The sequence below is a fragment of the Bacillus sp. AFS098217 genome (assembly GCF_002551815.1).
GTDB lineage: Bacteria > Bacillota > Bacilli > Bacillales > Bacillaceae_G > Bacillus_A.
The window spans coordinates 35,656-47,795 of record NZ_NVPR01000019.1 but is presented as its reverse complement, the minus strand read 5'-3'; the positions used below and the strand labels follow the sequence as shown (position 1 = coordinate 47,795).

Annotated in this window: 16 protein-coding genes; 4 read left to right on the top strand and 12 right to left on the bottom strand. The window is 33.9% G+C overall.

The annotated features are described in order from the left end of the window. Positions 1-307 precede the first annotated feature (307 nt). On the bottom strand, positions 308-616 hold the full coding sequence (locus COO03_RS04795) for a transposase (RefSeq protein ID WP_097895543.1): 309 nt from the start codon (positions 614-616) through the stop codon (positions 308-310). A gap of 811 nt (positions 617-1,427) precedes the next feature. On the opposite strand from COO03_RS04795, the gene COO03_RS04790 reads away from it, so the two are divergent. Both COO03_RS04790 and COO03_RS04785 read left to right on the top strand, forming a co-directional pair. Next, the gene (locus COO03_RS04790; protein ID WP_097895541.1) at positions 1,428-2,543 is read left to right on the top strand and encodes a tetratricopeptide repeat protein; all 1,116 of its coding nucleotides are present in this window, start codon (positions 1,428-1,430) and stop codon (positions 2,541-2,543) included. Next, positions 2,543-2,749: a hypothetical protein gene (locus COO03_RS04785; RefSeq protein ID WP_097895540.1), complete on the top strand. Its 207-nt coding sequence runs from the start codon at positions 2,543-2,545 to the stop codon at positions 2,747-2,749. The genes COO03_RS04790 and COO03_RS04785 overlap by 1 nt, the downstream gene beginning before the upstream one ends. 83 nt (positions 2,750-2,832) lie before the next feature. Here the strand turns inward: COO03_RS04785 and COO03_RS04780 are convergent, their stop codons facing one another. The 11 genes from COO03_RS04780 to COO03_RS04725 form a co-directional block, all read right to left on the bottom strand. Then, the gene (locus COO03_RS04780) at positions 2,833-3,132 is read right to left on the bottom strand and encodes an ArsR/SmtB family transcription factor (RefSeq protein ID WP_097895538.1); all 300 of its coding nucleotides are present in this window, start codon (positions 3,130-3,132) and stop codon (positions 2,833-2,835) included. Positions 3,133-3,221: 89 nt separating this feature from the next. Continuing rightward, positions 3,222-3,632: a disulfide oxidoreductase gene (locus COO03_RS04775; protein ID WP_097895536.1), complete on the bottom strand. Its 411-nt coding sequence runs from the start codon at positions 3,630-3,632 to the stop codon at positions 3,222-3,224. A 55-nt stretch (positions 3,633-3,687) separates the two neighbouring features. Further along, positions 3,688-3,984: a hypothetical protein gene (locus COO03_RS04770; RefSeq protein WP_097895535.1), complete on the bottom strand. Its 297-nt coding sequence runs from the start codon at positions 3,982-3,984 to the stop codon at positions 3,688-3,690. 79 nt (positions 3,985-4,063) lie between these two features. Further along, positions 4,064-4,264: a hypothetical protein gene (locus COO03_RS04765; RefSeq protein WP_097895534.1), complete on the bottom strand. Its 201-nt coding sequence runs from the start codon at positions 4,262-4,264 to the stop codon at positions 4,064-4,066. A gap of 57 nt (positions 4,265-4,321) precedes the next feature. Beyond that, a complete protein-coding gene (locus COO03_RS04760; RefSeq protein ID WP_097895533.1) occupies positions 4,322-4,579 on the bottom strand; it encodes a hypothetical protein in 258 nt (85 codons plus the stop codon). 16 nt (positions 4,580-4,595) lie between these two features. After that, positions 4,596-5,252, bottom strand: a complete 657-nt coding sequence (locus COO03_RS04755; RefSeq protein ID WP_097895532.1) for a thermonuclease family protein — start codon at positions 5,250-5,252, stop codon at positions 4,596-4,598. Between the two features lie 62 nt (positions 5,253-5,314). Continuing rightward, positions 5,315-5,530, bottom strand: coding sequence for a hypothetical protein (locus COO03_RS04750; RefSeq protein WP_097895530.1), 216 nt, complete (start codon positions 5,528-5,530; stop codon positions 5,315-5,317). Positions 5,531-5,755: 225 nt separating this feature from the next. Further along, on the bottom strand, positions 5,756-6,046 hold the full coding sequence (locus COO03_RS04745; RefSeq protein ID WP_097895699.1) for an ArsR/SmtB family transcription factor: 291 nt from the start codon (positions 6,044-6,046) through the stop codon (positions 5,756-5,758). A gap of 452 nt (positions 6,047-6,498) precedes the next feature. Next, a complete protein-coding gene (locus COO03_RS04735; RefSeq protein ID WP_097895528.1) occupies positions 6,499-9,435 on the bottom strand; it encodes a type IA DNA topoisomerase in 2,937 nt (978 codons plus the stop codon). 338 nt (positions 9,436-9,773) lie between these two features. Next, the gene (locus COO03_RS04730; protein ID WP_097895526.1) at positions 9,774-10,412 is read right to left on the bottom strand and encodes a nuclease-related domain-containing protein; all 639 of its coding nucleotides are present in this window, start codon (positions 10,410-10,412) and stop codon (positions 9,774-9,776) included. Between the two features lie 19 nt (positions 10,413-10,431). Further along, positions 10,432-10,824, bottom strand: a complete 393-nt coding sequence (locus COO03_RS04725; RefSeq protein ID WP_373605236.1) for a hypothetical protein — start codon at positions 10,822-10,824, stop codon at positions 10,432-10,434. A gap of 115 nt (positions 10,825-10,939) precedes the next feature. Here COO03_RS04725 and COO03_RS04720 point away from each other — a divergent pair, with 115 nt between their 5' ends. Then, on the top strand, positions 10,940-11,542 hold the full coding sequence (locus COO03_RS04720) for a hypothetical protein (RefSeq protein WP_097895523.1): 603 nt from the start codon (positions 10,940-10,942) through the stop codon (positions 11,540-11,542). Beyond that, positions 11,523-12,137, top strand: a complete 615-nt coding sequence (locus COO03_RS04715) for a hypothetical protein (protein ID WP_097895521.1) — start codon at positions 11,523-11,525, stop codon at positions 12,135-12,137. Before COO03_RS04720 ends, COO03_RS04715 begins: the two co-directional genes overlap by 20 nt. The last annotated feature ends 3 nt before the right edge of the window (positions 12,138-12,140 follow it).

The window sequence follows — 12,140 nt, the reverse complement described above, 5'->3', positions numbered from 1 at the left end:
CTGTTGGGATAATATGAATTTATTTAATCACTTGATTTAAGTCACATTCTATGTTTGCTCCATATTCTTTGAAACCTTTATCCGATTTGAAATACAGTTCCTACATAGCCGCTAACTTAGTTATATTTAAAAATCCCTTCATATAGATCGGAAAATCTAGCAATCTTTCGCTGGACTTCATAACAATTCCCTTTAAAATCAGTATAAATATATTATACACTTATTAGGCAAAAAATAATTGCACAAAAACAACATTTTGTGCAATTATTTAGAGGTATGATATATTTATAAAAATCTCCCCTACACCCTAATCTAACTTTCTGGTATTTCCACCTTTTTCTATCTTATTATGCCACTTATTTATTTTCTCTTTATAATACCTCTCTACTTCATATTCAGGAATCCAAATTTCTCGCTCATGAATTTTGGTAAGTACTTGTTCCAAAACATCCTCGTGTTCAGCTGGTTTTAACCTACGATTATTAGTCTTCACTTTCGATATATAAGCCTCTCTAAGCCAATTTGAGATATCCTCACGTTGTTTTTGCTTTAGATGGGACCATTTCTTGTTGGTTTGAATTAATTGCCCATTAGGTCTTCTGGTATGATTCTTCATTACGTTTCCCCCTTTACACATCAATTTTTTCCTTCTCGTTTATTCGAACCAAAAGCACATCTCATGCCAAATCTAATTTCCCTTCCTCCTATTTTCACGCCTTCGTGACTTAATTAGTTTCATCATATCACATTTACGTGAATTAGAAGGAGGCTCAAGTTCATTTAAGTAACTTCCTCTGCCTTTGTTACGCCTGCCCCTAATAAAGTTGTTACCGCTACTGCTCCTATCATTATTATCTTCTTTACCATCCAACTCTCCCTTTCCCTGCATAATATGTATGTTTATCATATATTAATTTTGAGATATAAGGTATCGTTAGCGAAACGGAAATAAACCACGCTAAGGATTTTTGAGTCGTTTTAGTGTTGGTTTGGAATAAAGTTTGAAAACAGAACTACAAACTACCCCAAAATAAGATGTGGAGAGTATGCAAAGTATGCAAAGTATCACTACCTATAAGCTCCCTATCACCTATGTTACAATGCAGCTATCAATATGTGTAACGATTGGTCTGTGCCTTTATACAAGCTTATTTGTTGTACACTCAACATACCCATAAATCTATATATATTTATTATTTGTTACAATTGTGTTAAAATCTAATTATCTAAAGAGGTTATTCCTTCGTTAACATTTTCTTCGCTCTAGCACATTTTGCTAGAGCCTTTCTTTTTTTAAAACGAATAAAAACTGAATATTCTGTTTTATATTGAAAAACACCGTGTAATCAGCTCCATAACACCCTCATTCTGCTATGCTAGTAATAATCAATAAAATTAGAATTCACATATAGGATGGGGAGGATATCATGGATGTTTCATTAAAAGGGAATGAGCAGATTACATCATTATTAAACGATTGGTACCAATATATGTTGTCTCAACAAGTCTTAAAGGCTACTAATCTAAAAAAAGAAATTGATGAACAAATTAACAAGTTAAAGAATGAAATAGTTCAAAACTCTCAAGATCAAAACGTATTACTATATTATTCATTACTCAATTTTCGTTACACAGTGTTAACGAATAGTCTCAGCATTGGTAAAAATAGTTTTGATGCCATTAGTGATTACGATATACCTACAGACCAATTTCTTCGTTATTATTATCATTTCTTTAAAGCAATGCACGCTACTTTTATTACAAATTACACTTTAGCAGAGGAACACTATGAACAGGCAGAAAAATTATTAGTGGATATACCAGATGAATTAGAACATGCTGAATTCTATTATAGAATCGCAACATTCTATCATCATACTTATAACATGCTCACTTCTATTGAATACGCTAATAAATCAAAAGAAATCTTTTCGAATCATGAAGGATATGATGTAAAAACAGCTTTTTGTAATAGTTTGCTAGGCGGCTGCTGTATCTATTTAAAGCAGTATGAACAGGCAGAAGAATACCTAAATTCCGCGATTGATTTACTGAAAAAGAATAAAGAAGAAGATTCCTTGTTATACATAAGAAGCACCCTGGGTTGGCTTTATTCTGATCAAAACATGTCCACTTTAGCTATTCGTCATCTTTCAGAAGTAACTACTAAGATGCCTACTCATTTTAAGGCTATTTTCCTACAAGCCAAGGAACACTATAAACTAGGAGAGCAATCTGTAGCTAGTGAGCTTATTAACAAAGGATTACAACTCTGTAGAGAATTAAAAAATGGGGAATATACGCATCACTTCTCTATTTTAAATAGCTTAAACGACAATATTCCATTAGCAGAATTAGAAGAAATTATTCAAGAAGGAATTGCATACTTCGAGAAAGAAGAGTTATGGGATTATGTTGTGGAATACGGTGAATTGTTTGCTGCCACATGCAGAAAGATGGAAAATCACAAAAAGGTTAGTGATTATTTCCACATGTGTTATCTAGCTAGAAGAAAACTAATTGAAAAAGGGGCGCTAAAATAATGAAAAAGGTTAGTTTATTACTTACTGGAGTTGCTTTTGTTGCTACTTTGACTTTTGGCATTACTAAATTCTCTCATACAGACCAACTTGCTACTCATGGACACTTTCCCGCTCCAGCAACATCTAATCTTCTATATTCAGATGGTCATGATCGCATTGGTGTTACGGCTGAAACTTACGGTGGAAACACTCTGCAAAATAGTTAATATCTTTTGTATGAAAAATAACCCACTAATAATAAGTGGGTTATTTTAATGTTTTTTATTTAAAAAGGTGTGCATCATAATTTCTAGTTCACACAACCTAAAATTCCAACAATCTGACTTGCCTTTGAATTATTTACAGAATAGTAATTTTCTAGCCCTCTTCTTTCAGCTCTTAGTACTTTCCCTTTCATTTTCGATAAATGTTGGGAAACAGTTGATTGTGGAATATCTAAAATCTCAGTTAACTGTGATACATTACATGTTTTTCGACTTTTTAATTCATTAACAATTTGTAAACGTACTGGATGCGCCATTACCTTTAGCATATCTACATCCTCTTCAGAGATTTGATTTTTTTCCATTTCGTTTTTTAAAGTTGTCATTTTAATTTCCCCTTTATTTTCTTATTATCCCCATAATTAGTAATTCCATATTAATATTCCGTATCCTGTTGTAAAACTAACTTCACTTTTTACGATTTATTAGATTTTAAGCATAAGAGTATTGTTATCAGCAAGAAACCTACAAAAGAGAGCATCGGAATGGTAATAAATCCAAACAAATTCAATTGGTCTTCCGTGCAAGAAACGCCCACCGAGCATATCTTCATGCTACTAGAAGGGAATGTTTGTATCGTTATCTGATAAACCGATATCAACAAACCTATGAAAGTAAATGGAAAAGCATAACTACTTACTAGCGGGTCTTTTCTTAACATTCCAATTCCTAATATGAGTACAAGCGGATACATAGCCATCCGTTGGTACCAACATAAATCACATGGCGGAAGTTTCAACAGTTCACTAAATACCAAACTAATTATTGTTCCACATAACGATATCAACCAAGATATTTGTATATTATATTTTTTGATTATTTTCATCCTATTATCTCCTGCTTTCATACATGACTTACCTATAGTTCCTTCCCTGATACCACTATATTAACTGAAATACCACTAACTTCTTTCCGTGCTTAGAGTATCCTGTTTCAATAGACAATATCCAATCGTTTAGATCAGACCAATCGTATCCTTTCTCTAATAGCTCAGTTGGAAACTTGTCTTCAAATTCATCACGCATTTCATACATGGTTTCTAATGCTTTATCTAAAGAGCCGAATCGATATATAATGTGTGTTTTGACTTTCTTATTCTTTTTTTCCGCTAAAACTAGATAAACATACCGTCTACCCTTAGTGGAAACAAACTTTAGAAATCCAGGTGTTTGGCTCATCGTATCCCCTCTCACTTGCTGTTTTCCTTACCCTACCCTAAGTGAACAAGGTAAGGAAAACTTGTATTGTCGCTCAAAATTAGTGAAGCAGCTGTTTCATTCTTTTACGTTGAAAATATAAGAACGTACTCATTACAACAATATTAATCGCCCCTGCAATCGCCCCGATTTTTAAAATAGCGAGTATGCTTTGATTAATGCTGATTGGCATAACACTAAAGATAATGAACATAACTGATATTACAAAGGATATAATCATATTTTTCTTATTCTCACTCATATGCGTACCTCCAAGCTTATATTTTAGTAATGCGCTATACATGACATTTTACTATCATCAACTTGGACATTTTGTATGCTGCATTGCTTTTATTCTTAGTATTGTCGTTAATCTTGCCATTTCTTCTAGATAACAGTATTCGCAAATCTTTTGATTAAAAAACTTCAAAGCCAATAATTTAATTTCATTCATCTCTTTCTTGTTAGAGCCTTTGAATCCTGATGCCGCTTTATGTATTGCCTTTAATTGTGTACGGTCTGATTTTTCAATTGGTTCCTGGCACTTTGTACAAAACTTAACCCTTAACCTCTGCATCCTTCAACACTCCTCGTTAAGCAGCGTCATTACGATTATAATGACGGCTTTTTTCATCCACATATCCTTTTATGCTCCAAACACCATTTTTAGATAACTTTGCCTGTTTTTCGGCTTCTAACATTTCTGGGAGCAGCGTTGTATTTGGTTTCGTTATATAAGCTACAATCCCATATCCTAATTTTACCATAAGTTCATTTATATGTTCTCCCTCACAAAACACATATGCTAATTTTCTTCCGTATTTATCCTCTTTTGGTCCCTTATCGTATACCAGGGTTACATCTTTTCCTTCGATTCGTTGTTTTAAAAATGCAGAGGCTTCTTTACTCATCTGCTGTGGTGGAATTTTTTTCGAAACGGATTCGGGAGTATTTAGCAACAATAGGCGTGTCGGCAATATACGCATCGGCTGCTTCGGGTCATTTACTTGTACGTCCACTGTGTCTCCATCTTTCACATGTGTCACATGTCCTTTAACGATCTCTAGCCCCTCTAATTTAGCTTTATATTCCGTTGGTACATCTACACTATTTTTTTGTATATCAGCTTGTTGTGTGCCATTTTCAGGCTTTTGATCTGGTTGCGAGTTTTTTGTATTCGTCGAGGTGCTACATGCTGCTAACGTTAGAATACATGAAGTAATTACTACTACTTTAGTCAAGACTTTCATCAAAATACCCATCCCTTCTATTTACGATCATTTAGCTGGTGGTTACCGCTTTCTAGATTATTTCAAACATATACAAATGGGCTATATTTCGAATTGACTTCTCTGTATTTGCAACATGAACACTCCTTAATCCAGAGCGGGTGTTCATCATTATAGAGTGACTTCAACGTTTTTTTATGACATTTGGGACATACTGTTGGTTTATATTTTTCTAACATTTGTTCTACTCTTGGATTATCTGCAGTTTCATAAAAATTTTGCTTTTCAATTAACTCCATGTTTTTCTCTCCTTCACTTGTATAATTCATGAATAAACCCAAAAAAGGACACACCTACGCCAATGGTTCTGCGTAGGTGTGTCCTTTTGCATATTATTTTTCGATATGATATTAAATTTATGATAACATAATCCTCCCACTTTTTATATAAAAATACAATTAATTCTCTATTATTAGAATCACCCTCAACCATCACACGAACCTATAAGGTTTGTCACGGGGGTGTTACCCTAAAATCCCTACAATCTTGCTTGCTTTAAAATTATCGATATGATAGTACATCTCTAAGCCTTTTCTTTCGGCACGAAGTACTTTCCCTCTCATTTTTGATAAGTGCTGGGAAACCGTTGACTGTGGTATTTTTAATATTTCCGTTAATTGTGTTACATTGCATATCTTATGGTGGATTAACTCATTCACGATTTGTAATCGTACGGGATGTGCCATCACTTTTAATAGCTCGACATCCTCCTCCGGAATTGGTTTCACGTCTGTTTTACTTTTTAAGTTTGTCATTTCATTCTCCTTTATCATTTGTGTTTTATTGTTATTTATTTTTTGTATAATTAACTCTTCTACATAAATGTTTCTCATATCCCCATTACCATTTCCCCTCTTTATTTACAATTAAGTATGAAACAACCAAAAAAAAGGACACACCTGTAGCATGGTTATGCGTAGGTGTGTCCTTTTGCAATTAAATATTGACATATTAGATTAGATTATCTTTATCATAACACAATTCAATTTAATTTTATATATAAAATTAAAGATTTTACAATATTATTTTGATTTATTGTCCTTATATAAAAAAGTTCTTTACTAGTAAACCGCTTAATCATCGTATTTTCGAATGAGTAAAGATCTTTTTTATTTCTTGCTATATAGCGGCTTTCATCTTTAAAATTAAGGTTTCATAGGACTTTACTATCATAGTAAAGAACTTTTTTATTCAGTAAATATCTTTTTTATTTCTTACATTTATCATATATAAAATCGATTCGTTTCTTCTGTGTATCGTAAGAAATCCTAGCATCGAACTTGGTTCCCTTCTTTGAAGAAGTAAAACCTTGAATCTTATCAGTGATATTCTTGTCCAATAACTTTTTCATCTGGCCACCACTAATCTTTTTCCCTAGTATCGTTCCAGATACAAGGAAATCACATCCATTTTTATAGTGCTCGCACAGATAGTTCGTTTTTCCTATAATAACTCTTCCCTGACATAGTGGACATTTTCCAATGGTACGATCTTCCGTAGTTGGGAACTCAAAAACGATACTAAAATCCGATTTTAATCGAATTGCAGCTGTAAATTCTCCTTTTTCTCCTTTGAATCCGTTAATGAATCCCGTTGTGTTATTTTGAAGCAGTTTTTTAATTTGACCATCAGGTATTGTTTTCCCTTTTATTTTTGCTGGCAACATAAACTGACACCCATTTTCATATTCTGTACAGCCAAAGAATGTTTTTCGATTGGTTACATGCCCCTTTTGACATTTTGGGCATACACCAAGAGATAGTTCCTCATTTGTAGGTAGTGCAAATTGTATTGCTCCTTCCTTAATTTCTAAGTACGCGGCGAACTCTTTCCCGTTTGATTTAAAACCTTTGATAACGTCCGTTCTATGTTCTTCAAATAGCTTTTTTACTTGTGCTTCAGGTATTGTCTTTTCTTTTATTTTTGCTGGTAACATAAACTGACATCCACTTTCATATTCTGTACAACCAAAGAATGTTTTTCGATTGATTATATGCCCCTTTTGACATTTTGGGCATACACCAAGAGATAGTTCCTCATTTGTAGGTAGTGCTAATCGTATTGCCCCATCTTTAATTTCAAAATACGCTGCGAATTCTCTTCCGTTTGATTTAAAACCTTTAATAATATCCGTTTTATGTTCTTCAAATAGCTTTTTCACTTGCGCTTCAGGTATCGTTTTTTCTTTTATTTTTTTGGGTAATCCGATACTGCAGGTAGGATGATTACTACAACCGAAAAAATTCCCTCTATCTAGGATCTTTCCATTCCCACATATACACTGACAAATTTCAATTTGTTTCTTCCAAGTTTGAAGCATATGATCCGCAACTGTTTCCTCTATTTGAACTAAATGGTTTACTATTTCTTTTACAAATAAGTTGGTTTTTGCAACGAATTCTTCATAGCCAATTTCATTATGCTCAATTTTATGAATCATTCCTTCCATTTCAGCTGTATACAATGGATTTTTAATTTGTTCAATTGGAAATTGTTCTACAAAGGTACGTCCAATTGGTGTCGTACTAATTTTTCCCTTTTCGATAGAAATGTAATTTCTTTCTAATAAAGTCGGGATAAACGTCGCTTCTGTAGCTACAGTTCCAATACGTTTTCCTTTCATTAACTCCTTCAAATGTTCATCATCTATTTTTCGCCCAGCTGTCTCCATGAAGGTGAGAATAGAACTCTCTGTATGAAGAGCTGGTTTCTTTGTTTTAGACTCCATTAACTCAAAATGACGAATTTGTAGCGTACGTCCTTTCTGCAGGGCTGGAATGGTGAATGTTTCTACACTGCCTTCTTCAATTTCATCATGAAACACATATAAAAACCCTTTTTCTTGTAGAATATTTTCTTTGATAGCATATATATTCCCAACTGGATCAACGAACTGGGCCTCTCTTACAAGATAGACAGCGGGGCGCATAAAATTCCCGATAAATCGTTTCACAATGAGATTGTATAACTGTTTTTCTACTTCCAGACGTTCTTCACTAGGGTATAGCTTTTTTGTTGGTATAATAGCAAAATGGCTTGTCACTAATTCATCATTAAAAGTAGTATGCTTAGAATTAATAGATGAGATATCTACTAGTTGTACAAGTGACCTAAATGTACTGTTTGCTAATGCATGCATAACTGATTTCACACGCTCCACCTGCTCCGTTGGTAAATGCCTAGAGGAACTTCGAGGATATGTGATAAATCCTTCTTCATATAGGGTCTGGATGTGCTTTCTAGCGGTTTCCGCATTTATGTGTAACTGAGCATGAGCATCTTTGTATAAATCTGTTAAGTTATATAGAAGCTTAGGTTTCTTCTTCCTCGTACTTTCTTTGAATTCTGTTACTGTTAAGTGTTGCCCTTTCAACCTTTCTCCTAAGCTTTGTAAAGGTGCTGGATTCAAAATTTGTTCTTCATTCTTCATGGTAGGCGCTAGCCCCATATCAGTAAGTAGTTTTAAGTTAAAATAAGACTGTTCTGTGTAATTTTCAATCGCTAGTTCTCTTTGTCGAATCTCGTGTAAGAGACACATTTGTACCCGACCAGAGGATAACAGGAATTTATTTTTAGCTAATTTTACTGTACATCCCCTGGTTATATTCATCCCTAAGAGATAATCAAGATATTGTCTTGCCTTAGCGGCATTTGCAAGTCCATCATATTTTGTTGCGCTCTCTAATCGATTAAGAGCAGCTTCTAGTTCAGAAGCTTCATATGATGACTTGAATACTCGGGATTGCTTCTTATCTATTTTTGAATATTCATACACTTCCCTATATATTAATTCACCTTCTTTATCTGCATCACAGATGTTAACCACATGATCTACGTCTGGACGTTGTAAGAGCTTCACAAGTATTTGAAGTTGCTCTGCATTTTCTTGTTTCACCTTATATGCAGGCTGATACATTAATGGCAGATGCTCCAGTCGAAATTCCTTATACTTACTATCCATTTCTTCCGGATTTTTTAGTTCCAATAGATGACCACGACACCAACTTACAATATATTGCTCGTTTTCGTAGTATCCATAGTACGGTTTACTTCCTGCATATTTCTTAGCATTCCGAAACCTTGGTGACTTCATAATCTCATTTGCTACTTTCGGTTTTTCTGTAATAAATAATGTTTTTCCCATAAATTCTCTCTCCTTCTAAAATTATTTAGATAATAAAAAAGGACACACCTACGGCAGGGTTCTGCGTAGGTGTGTCCTTTTGCATTGAATTTTTTTGGTATTGAATTAGATATATCATAACATATTCGTTTTTATTTTTTCAAACTGTTAAATAGACAGTGATACAAAATATTATGTATCCGTTCAAAAGAGATGCCAACTGCTCTAATCATGTGTTTTCGTCACAAACTCTTTTGGATCGCCTTTCAACTTGTAATACTTCATATTTGTACGTATGGCTAATAATGAAAGACCGACAAAACCAATCACATACAGCATCATATCCTTTGCTCCATTTCCTATGATTTTGCGAAATCTTTATGTAAATATTGAATTTCTTTCTTTTCAATAGTCATAACTATAATTTTCGCACCGATTAAAGATTCATAGATTTGTTGAACGCTCTCTTTTGTCAGCTTCTTTTCTGTATAAGAAGTAATGCATTTTCGTAGGTCTGTATGATACAAAGTATGTTTATCCCTCGATGTAACGGTTACTTTTTTCAAACGACACTTGGGATGAAATGTCGCAATGGAAACGAACGGCAGCTGTTGTTTCGTTATCGCTTCAATCGCCTTTATATGCTCATAATTTTGTCGGAATGGATTTTGGAATGTTTGCTTTCTTCTAAACATAGTCTGAGTCCACCTTGCAGATTTCTCATTTCCCCAAATGCCCCCCTCGTAATTCTTCGTATTAATTACAAATACACCTGTTTCTGCAATGACAACATGGTCTATTCGCGTTGTATCTCCATGCTCTGTATACACTGTTACATCGTGCAGTACCTGGTATTCTTCTTTACTTAGCTTATTTAGGATACGCTTTACACTCTTTTTCCCAGCTTTCTCTTTCCATTTTGGTACATGCTTTTTCGCGAACATATTCACAGGCAGTAATACCGCAATTAGGATTAATTCAAATATAAGCACCTTCATAATTTTTCCCTACCCTCTTTTACATTTTTGTATTTCTACGTATTAATCGATACACATGTGTTTCTAATCCTAAGATTAAATATGAAATACAAAGGCCTTTTATAACCATTTCGACAAATCCTAATGCTAACGCAGCTATTAGCCCTCCCCTGAATTTGAAAGGTCTTGTTGCCCTCCTGTTTACTGATCTTTCAATCACTCCAAAATTTGCCCAGGTAGGTAATCGTTTTTCAACATTCTTTGTTGTGCCCAATAACCCGTATTTAAGCGATAATATCAAGCACCCAATGAGTAGATAGACAATTGTATAAAAATAAATGGATAATCCCATTACAATGATTGTCATCAACCATCCAAATAACAGGGAGTTTCGTAAAGATATTAATTCTTTATTTTTTTTCAAAACAAACATTCCTTTCAAAATTAAATAGGTAGTTTTTATATGGAAAATATTTACATTTAATTATAAGCATGTTATGATGTACCTGCTACAAATTAAGAAATCATCAAAAAGGATTGTGATATATATGTTAAAACTCGTAGTTGACAATACAATGTCGGAACAAGAAACGTCATCCACTATAGATTTATCTGGCTGTTTTACTTGCAAAGACTGTGTATATTATCTAGCAAAGTCTGATTCTTGTAGTTTAAACCTAGCTGCAGATTCGAACAGTCCATTTATCCCCTATGAATGCGGTAATTTTGAAGAAACCTATGAACTCATACAAACGGGTGAAGAGGACCCCCTCAATACCTATCTTCATAAGCAGCTGCGTGAAGATAAAGTAAAAGAATTGGCTGAAAATTATCCAGCAGAACCATCTATTGACCCAATACATAAGGAAGCAATGTGGTATGCAACGGATACTTTCGGTTGTTGGATTGTTAACGATTCAAAAAAACGGTTTTCTCTTGCGAAAGAAATACAATTCGACGATAATGCTAAGATATCGAACATCTACGCTTCACCTTTTCCTCTTCATGATCACGGTGCAAAAGCTGGTATCCGTAATTACATGTGCTGGTACATTAATGAAAAAGGAATTGGTGAATACCACCTGCTTATTGGTGGCGTCATCATGAAAATTGCAGAAGGAGTTAAAAAACTTGGATTCCACAATGAATAATATTCACAAAACTAGAATTCTCGAACATACTACATTATTAAGCCTAGTACACCTAATACCTATGCTTATGACGAATGGCATTATCTATTTTTTAATGAACTTATCTATACAAGAATGGAAAACCTGGTTAATCTATGAATTTGCTTTTTTATTATTATTTATCGTCAGCAGATTCCAGGTAATTCGAACAAAACATAGCATTTCTTTAATGAATCACCGGGAAAGTAGAATCTCTAAAACAAATATTTACCTCATTTCCATTCCAGTTGTTATCATTGCGCCATTACCAGCGATCTTAAAGGTTGCGTTCATTCTACAAATGACAGTCATCCTTTACTTGTTAGAACGTACCTATGTGCATATAGGACGACTACCAACACATAATTTATATAAGATTAAATCAATTATTTGTGACAACATGCAATTAAAGATAGATCGTATCATTCCAAATAATGAAGAACACGGTACACATTCGATTAAAACGAATGACAATCAATATTTTTTGTACACCGCCGTCTATCTCAGCGGTATACTATCTCCAATTTCACAAAAAGAATTTAATGAATACGAAAGAAGAAACCTAATGGGTAGATAAAAG

What these genes read in the sequence shown, in the direction of transcription:
- COO03_RS04795 (WP_097895543.1), bottom strand. Translation starts at nt 616, where the DNA reads ATGAAGAATCATACCAGAAGACCTAATGGGCAATTAATTCAAACCAAC.
- COO03_RS04790 (WP_097895541.1), top strand. Translation starts at nt 1,428, where the DNA reads ATGGATGTTTCATTAAAAGGGAATGAGCAGATTACATCATTATTAAAC.
- COO03_RS04785 (WP_097895540.1), top strand. Translation starts at nt 2,543, where the DNA reads ATGAAAAAGGTTAGTTTATTACTTACTGGAGTTGCTTTTGTTGCTACT.
- COO03_RS04780 (WP_097895538.1), bottom strand. Translation starts at nt 3,132, where the DNA reads ATGACAACTTTAAAAAACGAAATGGAAAAAAATCAAATCTCTGAAGAG.
- COO03_RS04775 (WP_097895536.1), bottom strand. Translation starts at nt 3,632, where the DNA reads ATGAAAATAATCAAAAAATATAATATACAAATATCTTGGTTGATATCG.
- COO03_RS04770 (WP_097895535.1), bottom strand. Translation starts at nt 3,984, where the DNA reads ATGAGCCAAACACCTGGATTTCTAAAGTTTGTTTCCACTAAGGGTAGA.
- COO03_RS04765 (WP_097895534.1), bottom strand. Translation starts at nt 4,264, where the DNA reads ATGAGTGAGAATAAGAAAAATATGATTATATCCTTTGTAATATCAGTT.
- COO03_RS04760 (WP_097895533.1), bottom strand. Translation starts at nt 4,579, where the DNA reads ATGCAGAGGTTAAGGGTTAAGTTTTGTACAAAGTGCCAGGAACCAATT.
- COO03_RS04755 (WP_097895532.1), bottom strand. Translation starts at nt 5,252, where the DNA reads ATGAAAGTCTTGACTAAAGTAGTAGTAATTACTTCATGTATTCTAACG.
- COO03_RS04750 (WP_097895530.1), bottom strand. Translation starts at nt 5,530, where the DNA reads ATGGAGTTAATTGAAAAGCAAAATTTTTATGAAACTGCAGATAATCCA.
- COO03_RS04745 (WP_097895699.1), bottom strand. Translation starts at nt 6,046, where the DNA reads ATGACAAACTTAAAAAGTAAAACAGACGTGAAACCAATTCCGGAGGAG.
- COO03_RS04735 (WP_097895528.1), bottom strand. Translation starts at nt 9,435, where the DNA reads ATGGGAAAAACATTATTTATTACAGAAAAACCGAAAGTAGCAAATGAG.
- COO03_RS04730 (WP_097895526.1), bottom strand. Translation starts at nt 10,412, where the DNA reads ATGAAGGTGCTTATATTTGAATTAATCCTAATTGCGGTATTACTGCCT.
- COO03_RS04725 (WP_373605236.1), bottom strand. Translation starts at nt 10,824, where the DNA reads ATGTTTGTTTTGAAAAAAAATAAAGAATTAATATCTTTACGAAACTCC.
- COO03_RS04720 (WP_097895523.1), top strand. Translation starts at nt 10,940, where the DNA reads ATGTTAAAACTCGTAGTTGACAATACAATGTCGGAACAAGAAACGTCA.